Annotated in this window: 18 protein-coding genes, 1 tRNA gene and 1 pseudogene; 12 read left to right on the top strand and 8 right to left on the bottom strand. The window is 46.6% G+C overall.

The genetic code is table 11. The features are described from left to right. Positions 1-288 precede the first annotated feature (288 nt). The 6 genes from N4J56_RS27660 to N4J56_RS27635 all read left to right on the top strand — a co-directional run bounded on the left by N4J56_RS27660 (position 289) and on the right by N4J56_RS27635 (position 4,894). Positions 289-1,764, top strand: a complete 1,476-nt coding sequence (locus N4J56_RS27660; RefSeq protein ID WP_317109359.1) for a leucyl aminopeptidase — start codon at positions 289-291, stop codon at positions 1,762-1,764. A 63-nt stretch (positions 1,765-1,827) separates the two neighbouring features. Continuing rightward, positions 1,828-2,712 (top strand): prolipoprotein diacylglyceryl transferase, encoded by an 885-nt coding sequence (gene lgt, locus N4J56_RS27655; protein ID WP_317109358.1) that lies wholly within the window; start codon positions 1,828-1,830, stop codon positions 2,710-2,712. 158 nt (positions 2,713-2,870) lie between these two features. Beyond that, the gene (cobM, locus tag N4J56_RS27650) at positions 2,871-3,695 is read left to right on the top strand and encodes a precorrin-4 C(11)-methyltransferase (RefSeq protein ID WP_317109357.1); all 825 of its coding nucleotides are present in this window, start codon (positions 2,871-2,873) and stop codon (positions 3,693-3,695) included. 99 nt (positions 3,696-3,794) lie between these two features. Next, positions 3,795-4,274 (top strand): flavin reductase family protein, encoded by a 480-nt coding sequence (locus N4J56_RS27645; RefSeq protein ID WP_317109356.1) that lies wholly within the window; start codon positions 3,795-3,797, stop codon positions 4,272-4,274. Between the two features lie 86 nt (positions 4,275-4,360). Continuing rightward, on the top strand, positions 4,361-4,714 hold the full coding sequence (locus N4J56_RS27640) for a phenylpyruvate tautomerase MIF-related protein (protein WP_317109355.1): 354 nt from the start codon (positions 4,361-4,363) through the stop codon (positions 4,712-4,714). 107 nt (positions 4,715-4,821) lie between these two features. Further along, positions 4,822-4,894 (top strand) — tRNA-Arg (locus tag N4J56_RS27635). A gap of 8 nt (positions 4,895-4,902) precedes the next feature. On the opposite strand, the gene N4J56_RS27630 is transcribed toward N4J56_RS27635, so the two are convergent. Continuing rightward, positions 4,903-5,916, bottom strand: a complete 1,014-nt coding sequence (locus tag N4J56_RS27630; RefSeq protein ID WP_317109354.1) for an NAD(P)-dependent alcohol dehydrogenase — start codon at positions 5,914-5,916, stop codon at positions 4,903-4,905. Positions 5,917-6,180: 264 nt separating this feature from the next. On the opposite strand from N4J56_RS27630, the gene N4J56_RS27625 reads away from it, so the two are divergent. Next, positions 6,181-6,540, top strand: coding sequence for a helix-turn-helix domain-containing protein (locus tag N4J56_RS27625; RefSeq protein WP_317109353.1), 360 nt, complete (start codon positions 6,181-6,183; stop codon positions 6,538-6,540). A gap of 32 nt (positions 6,541-6,572) precedes the next feature. On the opposite strand, the gene N4J56_RS27620 is transcribed toward N4J56_RS27625, so the two are convergent. The 3 genes from N4J56_RS27620 to cbiD form a co-directional block, all read right to left on the bottom strand. Further along, a complete protein-coding gene (locus tag N4J56_RS27620) occupies positions 6,573-6,836 on the bottom strand; it encodes a hypothetical protein (protein ID WP_317109352.1) in 264 nt (87 codons plus the stop codon). Positions 6,837-6,845: 9 nt separating this feature from the next. Then, the gene (gene guaA / locus N4J56_RS27615) at positions 6,846-8,435 is read right to left on the bottom strand and encodes a glutamine-hydrolyzing GMP synthase (RefSeq protein ID WP_410500613.1); all 1,590 of its coding nucleotides are present in this window, start codon (positions 8,433-8,435) and stop codon (positions 6,846-6,848) included. 159 nt (positions 8,436-8,594) lie between these two features. Continuing rightward, a complete protein-coding gene (gene cbiD / locus N4J56_RS27610) occupies positions 8,595-9,890 on the bottom strand; it encodes a cobalt-precorrin-5B (C(1))-methyltransferase CbiD (RefSeq protein WP_317109350.1) in 1,296 nt (431 codons plus the stop codon). Positions 9,891-10,009: 119 nt separating this feature from the next. Between cbiD and N4J56_RS27605 the strand changes: the two genes are divergently transcribed. After that, entirely contained in the window at positions 10,010-11,425 is a 1,416-nt protein-coding gene (locus N4J56_RS27605) for a glycosyltransferase family 2 protein (protein ID WP_317109349.1), read from the top strand. Positions 11,426-11,509: 84 nt separating this feature from the next. Here N4J56_RS27605 and N4J56_RS27600 read toward each other — a convergent pair whose 3' ends face one another. Both N4J56_RS27600 and N4J56_RS27595 read right to left on the bottom strand, forming a co-directional pair. Next, positions 11,510-13,618, bottom strand: a complete 2,109-nt coding sequence (locus N4J56_RS27600; RefSeq protein ID WP_317109348.1) for a DNA polymerase III subunit gamma/tau — start codon at positions 13,616-13,618, stop codon at positions 11,510-11,512. Between the two features lie 237 nt (positions 13,619-13,855). Then, a complete protein-coding gene (locus N4J56_RS27595; RefSeq protein ID WP_317109347.1) occupies positions 13,856-15,937 on the bottom strand; it encodes a thioredoxin domain-containing protein in 2,082 nt (693 codons plus the stop codon). Between the two features lie 222 nt (positions 15,938-16,159). On the opposite strand from N4J56_RS27595, the pseudogene clpP reads away from it, so the two are divergent. After that, a pseudogene (gene clpP, locus N4J56_RS27590) lies at positions 16,160-16,780 on the top strand (ATP-dependent Clp endopeptidase proteolytic subunit ClpP); the annotation flags it as partial. Positions 16,781-16,901: 121 nt separating this feature from the next. On the opposite strand, the gene N4J56_RS27585 reads toward clpP, so the two are convergent. Then, positions 16,902-17,846, bottom strand: a complete 945-nt coding sequence (locus tag N4J56_RS27585; RefSeq protein WP_317109346.1) for a hypothetical protein — start codon at positions 17,844-17,846, stop codon at positions 16,902-16,904. Between the two features lie 777 nt (positions 17,847-18,623). Between N4J56_RS27585 and N4J56_RS27580 the strand changes: the two genes are divergently transcribed. The 3 genes from N4J56_RS27580 (at position 18,624) to N4J56_RS27570 (ending at position 22,641) form a co-directional block, all read left to right on the top strand. Next, positions 18,624-20,948 (top strand): ribonuclease R, encoded by a 2,325-nt coding sequence (locus N4J56_RS27580; RefSeq protein WP_317109345.1) that lies wholly within the window; start codon positions 18,624-18,626, stop codon positions 20,946-20,948. Then, complete coding sequence (locus N4J56_RS27575) at positions 20,938-21,552, top strand: flavin prenyltransferase UbiX (RefSeq protein WP_317109344.1); 615 nt, start codon at positions 20,938-20,940, stop codon at positions 21,550-21,552. Before N4J56_RS27580 ends, N4J56_RS27575 begins: the two co-directional genes overlap by 11 nt. Positions 21,553-21,759: 207 nt before the next feature. Further along, positions 21,760-22,641 (top strand): LapA family protein, encoded by an 882-nt coding sequence (locus N4J56_RS27570; protein ID WP_317109343.1) that lies wholly within the window; start codon positions 21,760-21,762, stop codon positions 22,639-22,641. Positions 22,642-22,658: 17 nt separating this feature from the next. Here the strand turns inward: N4J56_RS27570 and N4J56_RS27565 are convergent, their stop codons facing one another. After that, entirely contained in the window at positions 22,659-22,883 is a 225-nt protein-coding gene (locus N4J56_RS27565) for a hypothetical protein (protein ID WP_015156802.1), read from the bottom strand. Between the last annotated feature and the right edge of the window lie 81 nt (positions 22,884-22,964).

Below are 22,964 nucleotides of genomic sequence, written 5' to 3'. Positions count from 1 at the left end.
GTACAGGTTAATTCCCTTAAGTAAGTCGCTATCTCCCACTCGATCTGAATTTAACTAATGACTTTCATTATTTTAATGGTAATGGGTAATGGGTAGTTGGGAGGAGCGAGGAGCGAGGAGCGAGGAGTGAGGAGTGAGGAGTGAGGAGCGAGTTTTCTGTTTGTCTCCCTTGTCCCCCTTGTCCCCCTTGTCTCCCTTGTCTCTTTTCCCTGTTCCCTGCTCGTGCGCTCCCTGCTCCCTTTTTTACGCAATACTGGAACAAGAAGCTAAAAAGCGGAACGCAGAGTAATGGAAATTCGAGCGATTGATACACCACTTTTAGACTGGGCTGGAGATGCTCTTGCCCTTGGTTTATTTGAGGATGCTGTAGAATTAACAGGCGAACTGGCAGAGCTGGACGGAAAATTTGCTGGGGCGATCGCTGAACTGGTCGCAGATACGGAGTTTAAGGCGAAAGAAGGTAGTACGGCGGTGACGCGGGTTGGCGGTGGTAGCGCCGTCCGCAAAGTCATATTGGTAGGACTGGGTAAGCCAGAAGGACTAAAAATAGATAGCTGGCGTAAAGCAGCTGCGGCAGTGGCGCGGTTAGCGAAAAAGGAACGGTGTAAAACTTTAGGAATTAGCCTTCCGTCGTGGAATAACGATCCGACTGCAACGGCTCAAGCTTTGGCTGAGGGAATTCAACTGGCTTTATTTCAAGATAATCGGTTTAAGTCAGAACCAGAAGAGAAACCGCCAACTGTAGAGCGAGTTGACTTACTAGGGTTGGGCAGTCAAGATGATGCCGTTACCCGTGCCAGCCAGATTGCTTCGGGTGTAATTTTAGCGCGGGAATTGGTGGCTGCTCCAGCTAATGCCGTAACACCAGTAACAATGGCGGAAACAGCACAGGCGATCGCCTCCGAACACGGATTGGCAGTCGAAATTCTCGAACGGGAAGAGTGTGAAAAGTTAGGCATGGGGGCGTTTTTAGGTGTTGCCCAAGCTTCGGAGTTGCCTCCCAAATTCATCCACTTGACCTACAAACCCGATGGTACGCCTAAGCGCAAGCTGGCGATTATCGGTAAAGGCTTAACCTTCGATTCTGGTGGCTTGAACATCAAGGGCGCTGGCAGCGGGATTGAAACGATGAAAATGGACATGGGTGGTGCTGCGGCGACTCTAGGGGCAGCTAAAGCGATCGCTCAGCTCAAGCCCGATGTAGAGGTTCATTTTATTAGCGCCGCCACCGAGAACATGATCAGCGGTCGTGCCATGCATCCTGGCGATATCCTCAAAGCCTCAAATGGCAAGACAATTGAAGTAAATAACACTGACGCTGAAGGACGCTTAACTTTAGCAGATGCGCTGGTGTTTGCCGAAAAATTAGGCGTAGATGCGATCGTCGATCTTGCTACCTTGACTGGTGCTTGCATTGTCGCCTTGGGGGATGAGATTGCGGGATTATTTACCCCCCACGATGATTTAGCGAATGAAATCCAAGCTGCTGCGCAAACAGCAGGCGAAAAGTTCTGGCGGCTACCTATGGAAGAAAAATATTTTGAGGGATTGAAGTCTGGGATTGCCGATATGAAAAATACGGGTCCCCGCGCTGGTGGTTCGATTACCGCTGCCCTATTTCTCAAACAATTTGTCAAAGAAACTCCTTGGGTACATTTGGATGTAGCTGGTCCTGTCTGGACTGATAAGGAAAATGGCTATAACAACGCTGGAGCAACGGGTTTCGGCGTACGAACTCTGGTAAATTGGGTGTTGACTAGCTAGATAGAATGAATTCTGTAGCCTGTGCGACAGCACGGGCAAAACATCCTCAAACATATAATCCCAATGTTACCTGCGATTCCTGATTTGCCTTTGGCACGGCAATTTGCTTCTCCTGGACCAATTCTGGTACAAATTGGTCCTTTCACACTCCGATGGTATGGTTTGCTGATTGCTTCGGCAGTCTTGATTGGAGTTACCCTATCGCAATACCTGGCTAAACGCCGTCACGTCAACCCCGATATCATCGGTGATGTAGCGATTTGGTTAGTTGTAGGAGCGATTCCTGCTGCCCGCTTGTACTACGTATTATTTGAGTGGTCGAACTACGCTAACAATCCAGGTAAGATCTTTGCGATCTGGGAGGGTGGAATTGCCATTCATGGTGCAATCATAGGTGGAGTTATCGCAACTTTAATCTTTTGTCGGTTACGCAAGATTTCTTTTTGGCAAGTAGCCGATCTGATTGCTCCTTCGCTGATTTTAGGACAGGCGATCGGACGGTGGGGAAATTTTTTCAATTCTGAAGCCTTTGGCAGCCCTACAAATTTACCTTGGAAACTCTATATTCCTCCTAGCAACCGTCCGCCTGGATACGGAAATTTTGAATACTTTCATCCTACGTTTCTCTACGAATCGCTGTGGAATTTGATGGTGTTTGGGATCTTAATGTATTTGTTTTTCCGCAGCTTACGAGGATTGCGTTTGAAGACTGGCACGCTATTTTTAACCTATATGGTAGCTTATAGCTTAGGGCGCTTTTGGATTGAAGGATTGCGTACCGATAGTTTAATGCTAGGACCGTTGCGGATGGCTCAAATGGTGAGTCTAGTAGGAGTTGCCATTGGATTATTTGGGCTGGCTTGGTTGTATCTTTATCGCCGTTCGTTACCAGATGTTGCGCCTCCAGTTACAGCACAAGAACCAAGGATGGAAGTCTCCAAGCGTTAAATGTCAAAAAAAAGCCCTAAGGGCTGAATTTAGGGCTTACTTATGATGCAGCATCTACCAATAGGTATCTTCATCGTGAAGTGACTCGACTTCGGAAAAGAATGTGAAAATTTGGAGAAAATCTTAAATCTGCGATTACAAGCAGCTCTCGATCGCCTATGTCTAATACTTCTGAATCTACTATCGAGTTAAATCGCGAATCAATTCCTACCCTCGCCCCCGGAGTATACATTGTAGGGGCAGGACCAGGCGATCCAGAACTTTTGACCGTTAAAGCCCAAAAACTTTTAATGCAGGGAGATGTCATTCTTTATGCCGACTCCCTCGTACCGCGGCAAATCTTAAAAATGTGCCGTCCAGAAGCAGAAATTATCCATACGGCAAATAAAACTTTAGAAGATATTTTACCCGTGATGGTGGAAAGGGTGCGATCGCATAAATCTGTCATTCGCCTCCAATCTGGCGATCCGAGTCTCTACAGCGCCATCCACGAACAAATACAAGCCCTCGCCGCTGCCGACATTCCATTTGAAGTCATTCCGGGGATCAGCGCCTTTCAAGCTGCTGCTGCCAAACTCAACGTTGAATTAACCGTCCCCGGACTCGTACAGACAATCATTCTCTGCCGCATCAGCGGACGCACGCAAGTCCCAGAAAGAGAAGAATTATCATCCCTCGCCGCCCATCAAGCCAGTCTTTGCCTCTACCTCGCTGCCCGTCATGTAGAATCGGCTCAAAGTCAATTATTGGCACACTACCCGCCAGAAACTCCCGTAGCAATTTGTTTCCGTTTGGGTTGGGAAGACGAAAAGATTTGCGTCACCACTCTTGACAAATTGGCAGAGATTACTCACAAAGAACAGCTAATTCGTACCACCCTTTACGTAATTAGTCCCGCCTTAGGAGAAGTCACGGCAAGATCTCGCCTCTACCATCCCGAACACACCCACCTGTTTCGCCCTAAGCAAAAACTCAATCCATAATTACGGTCACTGATAACTGATAACTGATAACTGTCCCCTGCGGTTCGATAAGATTTACTTAGCAATTTAAGTAATAACAAAATTTGAGGAGAACGCGCCTTGCTAGACGAACAAGCCAAGAAAACCATGTTGCGGAAGATTCCGCACGGACTTTATGTATGTGGTGTGAAAGATGGAGAAGATGTAAATGGCTTCACTGCTAGCTGGATCATGCAGGCTTCTTTCAAACCACCTTTAGTAGTTAATTGTGTCAAACAAGACTCCAAATCCCACGAAATGATTAAAACCAGTGGGGTATTTGCCATCAGTTTTCTCGATACCGAACAAAAAGATATTGCCCAAAAATTCTTTCAACCCCAACGACGAGTAGGCAACAAATTCGACGATATTGAGTTTTATCTCGGTGAAACGGGGTGTCCGATCCTGACTGACTCTTTAGGCTATGTCGAATGTCAAGTTGTTGGCGCAGTGGAAAAAGGCGACCATACAGTTTATGTTGGCGAAGTCATCGCTGCTGGCGTTCACCGCGAAGGAGACTCGCTGCGCTTAGAGACAACCGGCTGGCAGTATGGAGGCTAGAAAGAGGATAAGGGGAACAAGGGAGATAAGGGAGACAAGGAAGCTATTCTAGTCACTAGCCACCAGCCACTAGTCACTTACTAACTATGCCACTGATTAAAGTTCAAACTTCGATCGCGACTCCTGCTAAATCTGACGTGGAAGCGTTGCTGAAAAGCCTATCTTCTATGTTGGCAAAGCATACAGGTAAACCAGAATCATACGTGATGACGGCGTTTGAACCTGATGTACCGATGACGTTTGCTGGAACGTTAGATCCAGTTTGCTACGTAGAAGTAAAAAGCGTTGGAACGATGAAGCCAGAGCAAACCAAGGCAATGAGTCAGGACTTTTGCCAGCAGATTAACCAAGCGTTAGGTGTAGACAAAAACCGCATCTATATTGAATTCAACGACGCGAAAGGTTATATGTGGGGCTGGAATAGCTCGACTTTTGGATAGTCATCCACAATTGAGCAATTTTTTGATAGGATATGTAAGCTCACTTCTAATGTAAGTGCAGCTTACTTTTTGTTAGGGTAGCAATGTTCTACCTTGACTTAGTTTCTGGATCCTTAGTTCAGTGGATAGAACAACCGATTTCTAATCGGTAAGTCAGAGGTTCGAGTCCTCTAGGATCCGTTTGATTCTTACAGGCTTATACAGACTTTGCCGAAGTGTGCGCCGCTTTCGAGGTAAGCTAGCGCTGCTTTGGCCTCGTGGAATGGAAAGACCCGATCTATAATCGGTTTCATTTGATGCAGGCTAATACTCCGATTCATGTCTTCAAATAAATCGCGAGAGCCTACATAAATCCCTTGGACTCGGATATGTTTGAACAGGATTGAACCAGTGCTGACATCTCCTGCAATACCTGTAAGCACGCCAATCATAGCTACCTTACCGCCATAGCCCACGGCACGAAGCGATTTTGACAGCGTTCCCGATCCCCCAACTTCTACAACCAGATCTACACCTCTACCATCGGTCAATTTCTCAACTTTTTCATCCCAGTCGGACGTAGTTTTGTAATTAATTCCTACATCTGCGCCTAGCTGGATGGCACGATCTAATTTCTCATCGCTACTGCTAGTTAGAATAACTCGTGCGCCCATCATTTTTGCGAATTGCAAGCCAAACAGCGATACGCCACCTGTTCCTTGTAGCAGCACAGTATCACCTGCTTTAAGTTGTCCCTCTGCTATCATTGCATTCCAAGCTGTAACAGCAGCACAAGGTAAAGTTGCAGCTTCTTCATAAGATAGGTGTGCGGGAATTTTGACAACTCCCTGTTCGTCAAAGACAACGTACTCTGCTAATACACCATTGATCGCACCACCAAGAGCAGAGTTGGCTTTTTCTGCTGTTAATTCTCCCGAAATAAATGTTTGCATAAAAATGCCCGCAACGCGATCTCCTACCTGCACTCGCGTTACACCTTCTCCTACAGCGACGACTTCCCCCGCACCGTCAGAAAGCGGTACGATTGGCTTGAGAGATTTAGCACCATAAGCCCCTTTTGCAACTAGTAAATCTCGATAGTTGAGGGATGCAGCTTTGATTTTGACCAAAACTTGTCCGGCTTTGGGTTGCGGTTGCGGGCGTTCTACTAAAGTTAAAGCATCCAATCCTGACTTGTCATTCTGGATTTCGTAAGCTTTCATAAATCGCTCCAATTTATTAGCGAGCAGCATAAAACAGTAGGTCAAGACGACCTAAATCATCGATTGAAACGTGACAAATAACTAACAGCAAGCTGAACAAAAGTGCTACTTTACTGTAAATTGCACTTTGTTAAAATAGCTGCGATCGAAAAACTATACTTTGAGTTTCTAGGCTAAATTAAAAATTGACAAGTACGCACAATTTTGTGAAGTAGTATCAAATTTGTGCAGTAGTATCAAAAATTATCCTGTCCGAGGCATTCTATGCAAAGCAGACAATACGATTACCGCTACAGTTGCTCTGTAGAAGCAACATTAGATGTGATTGGTGGTCGATGGAAAGGCGTGATTCTATTTCATTTAATGCAGGGAACGAAGCGATTCAACGAACTCCAGCGTCTAGTACAAGGCTGCACTCAAAGAATGTTGACTTTGCAGTTACGCGAATTAGAAAAAGATGGTGTTGTCAAACGTACTGTTTATGCTGAAGTGCCACCGAAAGTAGAATACTCTTTAACCGAATTTGGTCGCAGTTTAGAACCAATTTTACTGATGATGCGCGATTGGGGCGATCGCCATGTGAGTCAGTTGGTGGAGCAAAAGCGATCGCGTGAAGAGAAGTAGGGTGGGCAATGCTCACCCCACTCAAGCACGATTTAGGAAACAAAACCAAAGATTTTGGCAAATCTTCCTAAAATTGCTAGCACCAGTCCAATTACTACTCCTCGATTGATAAACTCCTGGGTATCAACCCGCTTGGCAATACCATCTATTTTTTCATCTAAGACCCGAATTTCACCTTTGAGTTCTGCTTCCACCCTGACTAGATTTGTTTTGATATCGCTAACATCTTCGGAAATCTTGTCAACTTTGGTTTCTAACCTAGTCAAGATTTCTTTGAGATCGAATTCTATATTCACAATCTCAACCTATTCCCATTCGATGGTTCCAGGTGGCTTAGAAGTAATATCATAGACGACGCGATTTACGCCCTTGACTTCATTCACAATCCGGTTAGAAATTAATTCCAACAAATCGTAAGGAACCCTTGCCCAATCCGCTGTCATTCCATCTTCGCTAGTAACGAGGCGTAGGACAATTGGATAAGCATAAGTACGCTGATCGCCCATGACACCAACGCTACGAATTGGTAAAAGGACTGCAAAGGCTTGCCATACGTCATTGTATAAACCCTGCCGATTGATCTCTTGACGGACGATCAGATCTGCATCGCGGAGAATTTCCAACCGTTCGGCTGTGACTTCACCGATAATCCGAATTGCTAAGCCAGGACCAGGGAATGGCTGGCGCTGAACGATTTCTTCTGGTAAACCGATCGCCCGTCCGACTTTACGTACTTCGTCTTTAAAGAGTTTGCGGAGGGGTTCGACGAGTTTGAATCTCAAGTCTTTGGGTAAACCACCGACGTTATGATGGCTCTTGATCTTCACCGCGACTCGTTCGCCTGTTTTGGGATCGACATTAGTATCGGCAGATTCGATCACGTCTGGGTAAAGCGTCCCTTGCGCGAGGTAGTCGAAGGGTCCGAGACGCTTGGAACTTTCTTCAAACGTGCTGATAAATTCATGTCCGATCCGACGGCGTTTTTCTTCGGGATCGGTAACACCCGCGATCGCTGCCAGGAAGCGATCGCTAGCATTGACATACTCTACCGGAATGTGAAACTGTTCTCGAAACAACTTCACCAACCGTTCCGGTTCGTGCTTGCGCATAAAGCCTTGATCGATGAATACACAAGTCAGTTTGTCCCCGATCGCCCGATGTAAGAGAAAAGCTAAGGTAGAAGAGTCTACACCACCCGAAAGCGCCAACAACACTCGCTTATCACCGACTTTCGCCCGGACTTCGCGCACTGACTCTTCAACAAAAGCCGCTGTCGTCCAAGTTGGTTCGCAGTCGCAAATATGGTAGACAAAATTGCGAATCAATGCTATTCCGCCGATTGAGTGGACGACTTCTGGATGGAACTGCACGCCGTAAAGTTTTGTATTGTGTTCGGCGATCGCCGCACAGCTAGTATTTTCTGTATGGGCGAGAATTTCAAATCCTTCTGGTAGCTTGACGCAGGAATCCCCGTGGCTCATCCACATGGTCGTCCCATCTTCTACGTTTGTCAGCAAGTCCGTAGGATCGTCTATACACAAGGCTGCTTTACCATACTCTCCCCGTTCGGCGCGAACCACTTGTCCGCCTAACTGATTGACCATCAGCTGCATTCCATAGCACACACCAAGGATGGGGATACCCAAATGCCAAATTGCGGGATCGCACTGCGGAGCACCTTTGTCATACACGGAATTGGGTCCCCCTGAGAGGATAATTCCTTTAGGATTGAGTAGGCGCAGTTGTTCGGCGGTGGTGCGATAGGAGATCACTTCAGAATAAACTTGAGTCTCGCGAATCCGACGAGCAATCAATTCCGAATATTGAGAGCCGAAGTCAAGAATCACGATCGTTTGCCGAGCTAGCCGCCTGAGTGACGTATCTTGTGGCGGCATTTCTGTTTGTATTGTCACTGCTGGAAGTCCTGCTGGATGAGAAAAGGTTGCTCTAAGAGATGAAGCTCTTGATGACAAATCCAAAAAATATATCCCTATCTAAAGAGGGATACTAAAACTGTATTTATTGCTATCTTTAAAATGTTTATTCTTATTAAGTTAACACAAGTGATCCAGGATGGTAGTAGCAGTTTCGCTTTTGACTAAAATTTGACGATCGCGGTCAAACAGAACTGTACCAACACTAACTTGGCGATCGCTGTGATTGTAGATATATTCCTGAGAACGTCGATCGATCTCTAAGGCGATCGTTTCATAAACTCGACTTACCCAGTCGCTGTTTTCTCTTACATCTAACTCCCGTAAATATTTCAGCGCGGCTTCCGCTGTAGGACAAGCAAAAATTGCCTGAAGTACGGGGGTAGGTAAGCCTAAATTGGCACAGTGTGCCGTGAGGATCTCGCGCCGTCCGTCAGCAAGGTGGTGGTGCGTGTGAAAAATCCCGCCTGCGAGTTTCAGCAGCTTGCCATGATAGCCGAACAACAAAATTTCTTTGACTCCCTGCAATCCCGCCTCTACTAGCAGAGAACCCAACCAATTTGCGGTTTTAACTAACCGTTCGCGATCGATCCCCAGTTGAGGTGCTAAGTCTAGACCATTTTCTCCCACACAAAAAACCAAACTCTCAAACTGTCTTGCTTTTGTTTGTAATTGTTCGCGACAGATATCTAACTGTCCTGGGGCGCTCAAAGGTTGAGATATGCCTGTCGTCCCCAATAAAGAGAGTCCATCTACTACGCCAAACGCAGCATTAGAAGTACGCTCTGCGAGTTTTCTGCCTTCTGGAAGGATAATCGTAACTTGAATTGTTTCCCCTGGGGCGAGCGATCGCTCTAAGTTAGCATACAGCAATCTTTGGGCATAGGCATAAATTGCAGGCTTGGTAGGGGAATTCGGAATCTGGAAGTCGGAATTCGGAATGCAAGCACTGTCTACTATCTTTCCGATTCCTTCGCCGCCAACGATTGTAATTTTGGGTGCATCATCCTGCGTCCCGATTATCTTTGAGATGGGCGGGTTTGGCGTGATGGCTGGTGAATCTGTCCCGACTTCTGGCTCCGGTACGGGCGGGTTTTGAACCAAGATATCTTGCTTTGGCTGTGAATCTTTTGCTAAACCCGCCCCTGCAATTTCGACTCCCGACTCTACCAATGCCCAAATCGGGGTATTTCGCGTGATATCTAGATTATCCCCTGGATCGCTACGGGTGATTGCTAAAGCGCTCCCTGGCTTAAGTTCGGCTACTTGTTCGATCGCGATTTCAACAATCTCAGGTGGTTCGAGCAAGTCAATTGAAACACGATCGAGCGTTCGCCCGTGTTTGATTTGCTGTAAAGCTGCTACAGCCGCAGCACAAGCGAATACTGGTAAGGTGTATCCAGAGCGGGGTGACATGGGTTGGAACTCGGGGCTAAGAGGTGAAATGCCGAGATGGGTATAAATGTCAGATACAATAAGACTGCAAAGCCACTGATGGCGCAAACAATTACTGGTGTTCGATCGAGTAGTGACCTATGCCAGCCAATTCATGGTCTGAAAATGATTCATATGACGAACTAGACGCACTGAGCGCTTTCTTGTCAGACCTGTCAGATGCAGAAGAATCTGTAGAAGCGTTGCCAGCAACGTCGCTGCCATCTCTGTTTCAAGGTCGCAGGCGCAAAGCCGCAGTTGTTCTAGTTACGATCTGGAGCAGTACTATTGCCCTGCATTTAGTTTCTTGGGGAGCATGGTTTGTACTTGGTCTAACTACGTTGTTTGGGATTCATGCCCTGCGGATAGTCTTAGCTCGACCGCGCCAGCAGGCAGAATTAGTTAGTGATGAAGCACTGGCAACGGCTCCTTTTATTTCCCTGCTTGTGGCAGCCAAGAACGAAGAAGCAGTAATCGGCAATCTTGTCAAGATACTTTGCAATCAAGATTATCCAAATGACAAGTACGAAGTTTGGGTGATAGACGATGATAGCACCGACAACACGCCAAAAATACTATCACAACTGGAGCAGGAATACGACTGCTTGAGAGTATTGCATCGCCAGACTGGAGCAACTGGTGGCAAGTCAGGAGCGCTAAATCAAGTCTTGCCGCTAACTAAAGGTGAGATTTTAGCAGTATTTGATGCTGATGCTCGCGTGACTCCCGACCTACTCAAACAAGTTCTACCTCTGTTTGCAGAAAAAAAGGTAGGAGCCGTACAGGTACGCAAGGCGATTGCCAATGCCAGTGAAAATTTCTGGACGCTGGGACAGCAAGCTGAAATGGCTTTGGATGCCTACGTACAGCAGCAACGACTCGCAGTTGGCGGACTGGGTGAACTACGAGGAAACGGTCAATTCGTCCGTCGTGCAGCTTTGCAGCGCTGCGGTGGCTGGAATGAGGAGACAATCACCGATGACCTCGATTTGACATTCCGCTTGCACTTAGATCGGTGGGAAATTGAATTTCTACCTTATCCAGCAGTGGAGGAAGAAGGTGTAACGACAGCACTTGCCTTATGGCATCAGCGTAATCGTTGGGCAGAAGGCGGCTATCAGCGATACTTAGACTACTGGCGACCGATCCTGAGCAACCGCATGGGAACCCAAAAAACCTTTGACATGTTCATGTATCTGCTAATTCAGTACTTATTACCCGCTGCCCAGGTTCCCGATTTGTTCATGGCGATCGCTCGTAATCGATTGCCCGTATTTAGCCCGCTGACAGGTTTAGCCATGTCAATGTCTATGTTGTGGATGTATCAAGGGCTAAAGCGGTTTCATCCAGATGGAAAGCTGCGTTTATCAACGCTGTTGATGCTGCTACTTCAAACCATGCGCGGTACTATTTATATGTTTCACTGGTTAGTGGTGATGCCTAGTATCACTGCAAGAATGTCCGTTCGCCCTAAACGATTGAAATGGGTTAAAACTGTTCATCAGGGTAAGAGTTAGGATTTGGTTGTTTGTTGATAGTTAATGGTTAATGGTTAATAGTTAACAGCAATGAACAATTCACTATCAACCACGATCGGATCGTCAAAAATCAAGATCGGAGTCTTCGGCAGTATCACTATCTTCCCACTCTGGAACAGTGGCAGATGAGATACTGCTGATGTCTGTAGATGAGGTAAATTCTGTACTGTCACCGATCGCCTCACCATTGAAAGATTTAGCAAAGCGTTGAACTACAATATCGAACTCGCTGATTTCCAGTTGTCCGACTGGAGTGGAAGTCATGGGAGTTACCGGATCTCCAGTCGTGGCTGATGAGAGCGGTGTTTTAGCAGTGCCATCTGGAATGGTGGTTACTGGTGTGGTGTTTGAGACTGGAGCAGCTGGCTGAGCCATACTTACTCCAGTTGTATGCTCGATCGCGGGAGCAGTGCCATTCGTATTATTGTTTTTCGTTTCAAGTGCGCTGCTATTAGCTGGAGCAATCTTAGCCACAGTCAAGGTTGTTTCGCGAACCTCCTTCGACATCGTGGCTAATTCTAGCTGTACCTGGACTTCTTGTCCGAATGCTGAGAGAAAAGCAGCTTTAATATTTGGCACGTAAGCCTTAGCGCGATCGCGCCAAGCTGGAGATTTCATGCCAATCCGGGCAATACCAGCTTCAAATTGAATTAATCGTCCCATTTGCTTGAGCAATGCTTGAGTCGAGTGCGGTTGCAAGTAAGCAAGTACCTGAAGCCAAACTTCCTCGTTAGAAGAATTTGGAGTTTGGAATTCGGAATTCGGAATTGAAGATTCTTTACTATCAGTTGTTGGTTGACAGTTGACGGTTGACGGTTGACAGTTGACGGTTGTTTTTTCTCCCCCAGCTTCCCCAGCCTCCCCAACTCCCTTCTCTCCTTCTGCAACTCTGCACCTCTGCGCCTCTGCTTGCCCGCTCCCAACTTCTGTACGGGCGGGTTTTGAACCAAGGTTTGTTGCCTCATCTGTCAAGCTTTCGCTAAACCCGCCCCTACGACTCCCGACTCCCGAAGGTGTTGAAGAAACTAGCGACGATCTTACTAACTGCTCCCTGCTCCCAGCTCGTCCCTGCTCCCTAAGTGAAGCAGATGGTAACAATCCCAATAAGCTGACTTCTAGCCATAAGCGGGGCTGGGTTGTATTTTTGATTTGGGCTTCACTTTTAGCTAAGTGCTGTTGTCCTACCAAGATATTAGAAATATCCCAAGCTTTAGCTTGCGTGCAAAGCGCATCCCATGTTGCAGGAGTAACGGCGATGAGATCGTTACGGTTGGGAGCGGTTTTAGCCACAAGTAAATCGCGATAGAAACCTGCCAAGTTTTGCAGCAGCGTCAACGGTTCCCTACCCCGATCCATAATTCGACGCACGGCATCGAGTAATGCTTCTGGCTGGCTCTGTGCGATCGCCTGTAAAATTTCTAGCAAGTCCGGCTCAGCGACAGAACCAACTAAATCCCAAATTCGCTCTACAGTTATGACCCCAGCGAATAAGCTCAACTGATCGAGTAAACTTTCGGCATCCCGCAACCCTCCCTGCGCAAAGGATGCAACTAAATGTATGGCTTCTGGGGTAATATCAATGCTTTCTTTAGTTGCGATCGCGCTTAAATGCCCTATCATCGCGTCTAGAGGTATGCGGCGAAAATCAAACCTTTGGCAGCGCGAAATAATTGTTGGTAAGACTCGTTGGGGATCGGTGGTAGCTAGGACAAATACGACATGCGCTGGCGGCTCCTCCAATGTCTTTAGTAGGGCATTAAACGCCGCCGTACTGAGCATGTGGCATTCGTCGATCGCGTACACTTTGTAACGACACTGGACGGGGGCAAATTGGGCGCGTTCGATCAATTCTCTAACATTATCTACGCCCGTGTTACTGGCAGCATCGATTTCAATCACATCTAGAGTCGCACCTTTAGCAACTCCTTGACACACGACACAGACACCACAGGGTTGAGCTGTTGGTTTGTTGCTATTGAGGCAGTTCAGCGATTTTGCTAAAATCCGAGCGCTAGAAGTTTTTCCCGTCCCCCTCGGACCCGTAAATAAATAGGCAGGGGCGATTTTCTGTCGCTCGATCGCATGAGTTAATGTAGTCGCGATCGCCTCTTGACCTACCAAATCGGCAAAAGTCTGAGGGCGATATTTATGGTGTAGCGGCTCGTAAGACATTGATTTGAAACTCTTCCCTACCACTGGCCAAATAGTACTAATGCACTATTTGGAACCCCATCTATAGTATGGCAGAGGAAGTATATCTCCTAAAGAAACGAAATTATATTCTATTAAGCTGGGCGATTAGAAATCGCGACTACACAAACAAAGTCCGCCTGCGCGGACTCATGGAATTTCAACCTACGCTCGTCGGGTTTTGCCTATGCAGACGCGAATTTCATTCGCACTATTTTCCTAAATCCCCCTCATCTGGCTTTGTTGAATCTGTTCTTGCATTTTTTCTAAGGTTTCGGCAGGTGCAAGACAAGTCAAACCTTTACAGACTAAACCAACACTGGAATCTGGTAAGTTATCCGCCAGAGTTAGCACGGCAGCAGGAAGATACTGTGTTAAAAATGTCTCAATTTGCTGTTGTGAAGTCCGAATCGTCGTACAGTGAGAATACCAATCAAAAGCAGTGAATAGACTGGGGCAAGCTTGTGGGTGTTGGTGCATGGCACTGCTAAAAGCCTGTAACCCTTGCTCGGCGCGATCGAGATAAGTTAGATCTTCCGTCAGTAGAGCTAACCGCACGAGATTGGCGATCGCCACTCCATTCGCCGCCGGAGTCGCATTATCCATATAGCTGCGTTCTCTAACAATTAACTCCTGACTCGCATCTTTAGCGGTATTGAAATAACCTCCTAGTTCTACACTCCACAAAAATTCATCAAACTCTGCTTGAACTGCGATCGCTTTTTCTAACCAATGTAGAGACGTTACATGTAACGTCTCTACATGCGATGCCTGATGTAAATCCAACAATGCTTTAATAAATTGGGCATAATCTTCCGACTGCGCCATGACAGTAGCTTTACCGTCGTAATTGAGGCGATGAAAACGCCCATCTACCCACTGATTTTCTAAAATGAAATTTGCTGCACGAACAGCCAGTTCTAAATAATTATCTTGTTGGAATACGACAGCAGCTCTTGCTAAACCTGAAATCATCAGACTATTCCAGGCAACAATCATTTTGGTATCGGTGACAGGGGGAATTCTCCCCGCCCAGGTTTGAGTTTTTGCTTCTTGGTTATTTCTAGCAGGAGGGAAAATCTCTAATTCTTCAACTGTAGAACCGTAGCGCACTTGAAACAGTTTTTTCAAAGCTGATTCTACTGTCTCGCTTAAAATACCAACTTGACGGCGTTGTAAAACATTTTTGCCTTCAAAATTGCCTTGGGGAGTGACGGTAAATTCTGCTTGTAGGGCAGTTAATTCTGCTGGAGTCAGGATGTTTTCTAATTCACTGTAACTCCAAACATAAAAAGCTCCTTCTTCTGGCTCTGCCTCTTTTGGATGCGTGAAATTATCAGCATCTTGAGCGGCATAAAAATAACCTTCAGGAGCCGTCATTTCTCGCTGCAACCATTTTACAGTCAGCGCGATCGCCCTTTCAAAAGCTGGTTCTCGTACTCCCGCACTCCACAAATTTGCTAAATACTCGACAATTTGCCCATTATCGTAGAGCATCTTTTCAAAGTGGGGAACTGTCCAAGTTGGATCGACGGTGTAACGATGGAAACCGCCTCCTACATGGTCGTAAATTCCACCCAACGCTAGATCGATACCACGCTGAGTACAAGATTCTGGGAGATTGTAGCGAAAATTATCTTTCCAGACAGGATAGAAACGCCACCCCCGTAAAGCTAAGTCAGCATAAGGAATCATGGGAAATTTAGTTCCGTAGTCGCCGCCTGTAATAATTCCCGTACTGGTTTCCACACCTTGGCGCAACAGTTCGCCATCTAATGGCTGAGTATTGGGGAGAATAGCAGCTTGCTGGATAGCTTCGAGAATTGCTTCCTGGCGCGATCGCAGATCCTGTTTTTCGGTATCGTAATAACGGCGCAGCGCTTGCAAAACCTGTAAAAATCCCGGTCTACCGTATCGCGGTTCTAAGGGAAAATAAGTTCCACCATAAAATGGAACTAAATCTTCTGGCGCGAGAAAGATATTTAAAGGCCAACCCCCTTGACCAGTCATCATCTGCAAGGCTTGCATGTAGATACTGTCAATATCGGGACGTTCTTCTCGATCTACCTTAATTGGCAAAAAATTAGCATTTAAGTATTCTGCCACGGCAGGATCGGAAAAAGCTTCTCCCTCCATGACCGTACACCAATGACAGCTAGAATAACCAATCGACAGAAAGATTGGCTTATTTTCTGCTTTTGCCTTTGCCAAAGCCTCATCACACCAAAACCACCAGTCAATCGGATTTTCAGCGTGCTTGCGGAGATAGAGGCTTTGAGTTTGAGCCAGACGATTAGTCATGGTTAAATTGTGGTTGCCTTCACTGCCAGTCTATCGAAAAGGAGCGAGGAGTGAGGGATGAGGAGAGAGGAAAGGATAGGGAGACAAAAGAGACAAGGAGACAAAAGAGACAAGGCGGACAAGGGAGAAATTCAATCTAAAATCCAAAATCTAAAATTTCCCTCACTCCTCGCTCCTCGCTCCTCACCCCTTCTTAATAGATAAAATGAAGAAAACTCACAACAGACTAACCGAATGATTCCTATTGTTATCGAACAATCTGGACGCGGGGAACGCGCTTTTGATATCTACTCTCGCTTGCTGCGGGAACGGATTATCTTTCTAGGACAAGCCATTGATTCTAACTTGGCTAATTTGATTGTTGCCCAGTTGTTGTATTTGGATGCTGAGGATGGCGAGAAAGACATCTATCTCTATATCAACTCTCCTGGTGGCTCGGTGACGGCGGGAATGGGTATTTTTGATACGATGAAGCACATCCGCCCCGATGTTAGTACCATTTGTACGGGATTGGCAGCCAGTATGGGGGCTTTTCTACTCAGTGCTGGTACAAAAGGAAAGCGCATGAGCCTGCCAAATTCGCGCATCATGATCCATCAACCTCTCGGTGGCGCACAGGGACAAGCCACTGACATCGAAATTCAAGCTAAAGAAATCTTGTACCACAAGCGGAAGTTGAACGAGCATTTAGCCGAACATACAGGTCAACCGCTAGAAAGGATCGAGCAAGATACAGAGCGAGATTTCTTTATGTCGCCCCAAGAAGCGATGGATTATGGTTTGATCGATCAAGTTATCGACAAGAAAGCTGTTGGTAGACGACCGATGGCGGCGGTTGGTTGATAGGAGACAACTCAATTCACAATGGATTGTGTAAGGGCGGGTTTTGACCAAAGAAAAACTACTTCGGTTGTCCATCTATTTGCTAAACCCGCCCCTACGACTGCTGGCTTCACACTTTATCTCAATGCGATGTATCAATGCGATCGCGTTCGGTTTGCAAATAGTCCAAAAATCCCTGTAATTCCCGCTCGGTCAATTGATGTCGCTTATTCTTACTATATTCTGCTTGCAAGTATTTAGGTCCTTCTTTAGCATCCCATCCAAGTTCCTGTAGCTCTTTGACGGCTTGAGTTGTTTGACTGTATAACTCCAAATAGCGATTGAAGTCCCGTGCTTGTAGGGCTGTTAACTCGTAGCGCGACCCTTTACCGTAGTTAGTTTCCAAACATTCGCGCTCGTCGTTTGCCTTCAGCTTTGCTTCCTTCAGTTTGACCTCAATCTTTTGTAATTCCGTAGCTAAGTCCGCAGATGATTGAGTTTCTTCTATTGTTGTATCATCTGCGATCGCTAGAGATTCATAATTAGAGGACAAATCTGCGCTTTCATAATTGTCTTTGGATAAAGGCGGTTTACTGCTACTAGTAGCGAATAAGTCAGCAGCAAAATCGCCGCCAAAAATATCTGTTTCCAGTGGTGGTTCGGGATTGGTGGCTAATGATTTACTTTTGCCTCTACCACCAGTACTGATGGAAGTCGATTTTTGTTCTTTTGTAGGGGGTTCTAATTCTGACGTGTAGCTAAAATCTAACTGCGATTTAGTCGGAGTAGGAGGACTAGAAGAATTGCTGGGTTCAGATAGAGATGCAGCTGGTTGCGCCACAGGTATTCCTGGTGGCGTAGGTAATGCAGGAATTGTTTGATTTTTTGGGGCAATCGGTGCGATAAAATCGTGGTTGAAACAAGCGATCGCTCTTTCTCTCGCCTTATCTTCTGCTGCTTCCAGCGTTTCTGCTGTTGCCATCCCAGTAGCACGAACAATACCATCAACCTGTACCGCTACCCGCACGACAAACTTACCCTGATAAATTGTCAATAACTCTGAAATTAAGCTTTTGTCATCGAGCATGAGTGAGTAGTGAGTAGTGTGTGAACAAGGGTGTGGGGTGTGGGGGAGCCAGTGCGGTGAGGCGGTTCCCTCCGTTGAAGCAACTGGCGCTATCAGGGTGTAGTGAGTGGGAAGTCAGAAGTCGGAAGTCAAAATTGAGAAGACAGTAAAAGCTCCGCTACACTGCGTGAAGACGGTTATAGGTTAACTGCTTGCTGGTCGCTGGTCACTGGTCGCTGACAACTGACAACTGACTCTCTTTCCTATATGTCGCTTGTTTCCTAAAATAGAATGGGGATAGCCAATTTTAGTAGATGGCGTACTGCTTACTCAAATGTTACCGACTTTTTGAAGAGAGTGTAACAAAACTGAGTAAATGGTATTTCAACTCAATCGGGCAAATCCTACTGCATCACAAGTGTTACATCTTTTGACACTTCAATCCTCGTTATCTCACTGCCTAGCTGCGATTTATTTGTGGCTATATATCTGTTGGTGAGAGGCGACCGACTCGCACGCAGCATTACTACATCCGTTGTGTAGAGTATAGACCTTGATGATGCAACCCTCTCGCCTTTCCTAGTAACAAAGGTTATTTTGGGAGTTGGGTGAGATACTGCTGTTAGAAGTCCCAACTGTTTCACCCTACCAAAGCCAAAGTTGCGCCCAGTGGTAAAGATCTGGCTAATGGTAGAGATAAAAGGAAAAAGCCTATTTTCCACAGGCAGTCAGAGATAGCTGACTGCCTAACCCAGACAACAAGAAGTATGATATTTTGACCGGAGGTCGGCTCGCTACATGGAGTTTTCAATCGCTACACTACTAGGTAATTTCACAAGTGATAAATTAGTTGCAGCAAAAGCCCTAGAAAAAAAACTAGATTATCAAGACGAAAGTAGTATTCAAAGGTTATTTATTGCCCTAGACGTACTAGAAAAAATCGGCGTTTTGGTTAAGGAACACGGTAAGTATCGTCGGGTAAGAGAAGAAGGAACAATTGAGGCTAAACTTCGTTGTTCTAGTAAAGGTTTTTGCTTTGCAATTCAAGAAGCTGAGGGAGCAGAAGATATCTACATTCGCGAAAGCCATCTAAGTAATGCTTGGAATGGCGATCGCGTTTTAGTGAAACTGACGAAAGAAGGTAGTCGTCGTCGCAGTCCCGAAGGCGAAGTCCAACTCATTTTAGAACGGGCAAATCAAAGTCTGTTAGCAAGAATCAAGCAAACAGATACTAATTTTAGAGCTGTTCCTCTAGACGATCGCCTCCTATTTGAAATCGAACTGCAACCCGACGGTCACGACTTAGCACAAGCGATTGACTATTTGGTACATGTAGAAATCCTCCGCTATCCCATTGCCCAATATCCTCCTTTAGGTAGAGTCGTACAAGTTTTAGGCAGCGATGCCGAAGCCGCCTCAGATGTAGAGTTGGTGTCGTGCAAGCACAACTTACCCCGCGCCTTTTCCTCATCCGTGCTTGAAGCAGCGGTCGAATTACCAGCTCAAATTAGCCGCAAAGAATTCAAAACCAGAAGCGATCTGCGTCCGCTCCTCACCTTAAGTTTCCGAGAGTCAGCGGACGATACGACCTATGTTGAAAATGCTTTTACTTTGGAAAAAACGACGACGGGACAGTGGCAATTAGGAGTTCATACTGCCGATCTTGCCTACTTTATCGAACCAGATACGCCTTTAGATCGTGAAGGGTTGAAACGTTCCAGCAGTGTTTACCTGGGAGAAAAAATTCTGCCTTTATTCCCCGATGCGGTAGCGCAACGGAGTGCATTCGAGCCAGAAAGCGATCGCCGTGCCATTTCCGTTCTGCTGACTTTGGATGCAGCAACCGGACAAATCGTGGAGTTTGAAATTCAACCGAGCGCGATCCAAGTCGATTACCAACTCGATGCTGAAGTTGTAGAGAATATTCTGAACGATCGCACCGCAGAACTAGGACTACCAGCCGCAGTGGTAGAAAAAGTAGGGCAGCTAGCAGTATTAAGCAAAGCTTTGCAAGAGCAAAGACAAGCTAGAGGTAGCTTTGCCCTCAACTTACCACCCCGTCAGTACTCCTACTACGACGAAGGCAGGTTAGGAGTCCTGACTCAAGGAGAACCCAAACTCTCCGAATTGGTCACTGAGTTGCTTTTATTAGCAAATCAAGTTGTTGCCGAGCATCTAAACGCTTTGGGCGTGCCTGCGATTTATCGCATTCAACCGCCTCCCGATGTCGAAGACGTGCAAGAAACAATCAAGCTAGCAGCTAACTTAGGAGTAGAGCTGGGCTTAGATCGAGAAGATACCGTCCATGCAGGAGACTACCAAGAATTTACCGAGCAGTTTGCGCGATCGCCCCAAGCAGAACAAGTCTTGACTTATTTGTTACGGGATACGCTGAAGCCGAGTGCCTACAGCAGTAAATTCCAGCCATACTTTAGCTTGGCTCTACCTGGCTACACCCACTCTCACGCTCCCTTGCGGCGGTTTGCCGATCTAATCGTTCAGCGAGTCTTACATACAGTATTCGAGCAAGGGCGCGATCGTCGGACTACACGGGCAAAAGACAGCATAAATTTACGTCATAGCTCCTCTCATGGCAAAATTGGCTGGAATGTCTTGCCTCCAGAAACGCAGCAGGAGCTAGAAGTTTATATCGCAGGTGCAATCGCGCAGTTGAACGAGCGAGACAAGGAAGTTCAGGAAGCCGAAGACGATTTAGTTGGGTTACAAAAAGCTCAACTGATGAAACAGCGCATCGGCGACGTGTTTGAAGGCATTATTACCGGAGTCCAGTCCTACGGCTTTTTCGTGGAAATAGAAGTCTCCGACACTAAAGGCAGAACGTTGCGAGTCGAAGGTTTAGTCCACGTCAGTTCTCTTAAAGATGACTGGTACGAGTATCGCGGCAGACAACAAGCTTTATTTGGACGGAAAAACCGTGCTGCATATCGTTTAGGCGATCGCGTTTCCGTGCAAGTCAAGAGCGTAGACTACTACCGCCAGCAAATCGACTTAGTGACAGTCAACGGCGATCGAATGCTTAGTGGCGATCGGCTAGAGGACACCTCACCCCTCGATAACGACTTGAGCGACGACTCAGACACGTATTTTGACGATGAGGAATAATCTACCGCTAATCCTGGGTGTAAGCGGGGCATCGGGGTTAATTTATGCCGTCCGAGCGGTGAAATATCTCTTGGAGGCAGACTATGAGATCGAGCTAGTTGCCTCCAAATCAACCTACATGGTCTGGCAAGCGGAACAAAATATTCGGATGCCTGTAGAACCCTTGCAACAAGAACAATTTTGGCGACAGCAGGCAAGGGTAGAATCTCTAGGAAAACTCCGCTGCTATCCTTGGGGAGATGTCGGCGCTAACATTGCCAGTGGCTCGTTTCGTACGCTGGGAATGATAGTCATGCCTTGTAGTATGAGTACGGTAGCAAAGCTTGCCAATGGTTTGAGTTCCGACTTGCTCGAACGCGCTGCTGATGTCCAGTTGAAAGAAGGGCGCAAGCTAATTGTCGTGCCTAGAGAAACCCCCTTTAGTCTGATTCACCTCCGCAACCTCACCACGTTAGCGGAGGCAGGCGCTAGAATTGTGCCAGCAATCCCTGCTTGGTATCACAATCCAAAAACCGTCGAAGACTTAGTGGATTTTGTCGTTGCCCGTACCTTAGATCAACTCGATATCGACTGCATTCCACTCGAACGATGGCAAGGACGATAATAGGGAGTAGGAAGGAGCGAGGAGTGTTAGCGAAGCGGGACGAAGTCCGGAGTGAGGAGTGAGGAAATTGCGCATTGGTAATTGGTAGTTGCTCCCCTTTCCCTTGCACCTCGCATGACTGTTGACGGTGCTTACTAAAGCGTCGCTCTCAGCTCTTTTCTCCCCTTTCTCTCGCTCCTCACTCCTCACCCCTTACCCCTCAAAATTATGGCTGCCATCCGCTTCTTTCTTTTATTGATATTACTGGGAGGTCTGACGGTACTGCTAGTGCAAAACTGGACACCAGTACTGTCTTTGGTATTTTTAGGCGGACAAACTCAGGCATTACCTCTGTCAATCTGGATTTTGTTTAGTATTGCTGCTGGTGCAATGACCTCAATATTCATTGCCAGTTGTTTTCAAATCACTAGCTATTTTGCCCAACCGAGAGCGAAAAAGCAGCGCCGTCGAGCCGCAAAAACTTCGACTCGGTTTGCTACAGAAGAGAAAAATCCTCACAAAACGCCAGACCCTCCTAAAACAAATACCTACAGCTATACTGCTGCTAGTTCTCCACGACAAACTCAAACATCCGTGCAGGAATCGGACGGATGGGACACTACAGCTAATGACGATTGGAACTTTACTGAAGATACAGAACCCACCACGCCAGCTCCCGATCGCCAAGAGTATACCGATCGCGCTGTTGCGGACAGAAAACGCAGTAGCAACCTTGATGATGACTGGGATTACGTTCCTCAAGACACTCAGCGTCAACCCCAAGAGTGGCAAAAAAACTATGCTAGCGATGAGACCAATCGCCCAACTAGCAATGATGCTAACGAACCTAATGAACCCAAAAGTAGCGATCGCTCTGCTTCAGTTTACTCCTATAGCGCTCGCGAACCAAAAAATTCAGGTATAGGTAGAACCGAATCAGTCTATGATGCCGAGTACCGCGTTCTTACCCCACCCTACAAACAACAAAATCCGTCTTCGCCATCACCCAGTAACCGCCCTCAAAATAACGATGACGATGATTGGGGATTTGTGGATGACGAAGATTGGAAAGTGGATAACGAGGACGATTCGCCCCGTTCAGAAAAATAATTTAGCGTCAGACTTAGTTACGTCCGTGATGCGATCGCTACGCTCAAGTGCCTTCGCTTTAGCCGCTCCCGCGATTCCTGTCTAACCCTGCCTTGCATAGCGGCTTCTTGCAATCGCATGAAAGCCAGAAAATCTTCTTGTCCGTAGTGATGTGACATCAGATAACGCAATTTCTCTTCAGCTTCCAATGTCAGATATCCAGTTTTAATTGCCTGGAGAGCTAGGTCGCGAATTTCAGCCATATTCAAATCCTCATGCACCACAATCGGGAAGCCTACTTCCCAGTTATCAATCCTAGACGTTACAAGTCTACATATAGTTTC

The organism is Chroococcidiopsis sp. SAG 2025 (assembly GCF_032860985.1).
Classification (GTDB): domain Bacteria; phylum Cyanobacteriota; class Cyanobacteriia; order Cyanobacteriales; family Chroococcidiopsidaceae; genus Chroococcidiopsis.
This window is presented reverse-complemented; position numbering and strand designations above follow the sequence as displayed.

Coding starts and splice junctions, on each gene's coding strand:
- guaA (WP_410500613.1), bottom strand. CDS start 8,435: ATGCCGCCACAAGATACGTCACTCAGGCGGCTAGCTCGGCAAACGATC.
- N4J56_RS27575 (WP_317109344.1), top strand. CDS start 20,938: ATGAGGAATAATCTACCGCTAATCCTGGGTGTAAGCGGGGCATCGGGG.
- N4J56_RS27565 (WP_015156802.1), bottom strand. CDS start 22,883: ATGGCTGAAATTCGCGACCTAGCTCTCCAGGCAATTAAAACTGGATAT.
- N4J56_RS27625 (WP_317109353.1), top strand. CDS start 6,181: ATGCAAAGCAGACAATACGATTACCGCTACAGTTGCTCTGTAGAAGCA.
- cbiD (WP_317109350.1), bottom strand. CDS start 9,890: ATGTCACCCCGCTCTGGATACACCTTACCAGTATTCGCTTGTGCTGCG.
- cobM (WP_317109357.1), top strand. CDS start 2,871: ATGTCTAATACTTCTGAATCTACTATCGAGTTAAATCGCGAATCAATT.
- N4J56_RS27580 (WP_317109345.1), top strand. CDS start 18,624: ATGGAGTTTTCAATCGCTACACTACTAGGTAATTTCACAAGTGATAAA.
- N4J56_RS27605 (WP_317109349.1), top strand. CDS start 10,010: ATGCCAGCCAATTCATGGTCTGAAAATGATTCATATGACGAACTAGAC.
- N4J56_RS27570 (WP_317109343.1), top strand. CDS start 21,760: ATGGCTGCCATCCGCTTCTTTCTTTTATTGATATTACTGGGAGGTCTG.
- N4J56_RS27585 (WP_317109346.1), bottom strand. CDS start 17,846: ATGCTCGATGACAAAAGCTTAATTTCAGAGTTATTGACAATTTATCAG.
- N4J56_RS27600 (WP_317109348.1), bottom strand. CDS start 13,618: ATGTCTTACGAGCCGCTACACCATAAATATCGCCCTCAGACTTTTGCC.
- N4J56_RS27660 (WP_317109359.1), top strand. CDS start 289: ATGGAAATTCGAGCGATTGATACACCACTTTTAGACTGGGCTGGAGAT.
- N4J56_RS27595 (WP_317109347.1), bottom strand. CDS start 15,937: ATGACTAATCGTCTGGCTCAAACTCAAAGCCTCTATCTCCGCAAGCAC.
- N4J56_RS27640 (WP_317109355.1), top strand. CDS start 4,361: ATGCCACTGATTAAAGTTCAAACTTCGATCGCGACTCCTGCTAAATCT.
- N4J56_RS27630 (WP_317109354.1), bottom strand. CDS start 5,916: ATGAAAGCTTACGAAATCCAGAATGACAAGTCAGGATTGGATGCTTTA.
- lgt (WP_317109358.1), top strand. CDS start 1,828: ATGTTACCTGCGATTCCTGATTTGCCTTTGGCACGGCAATTTGCTTCT.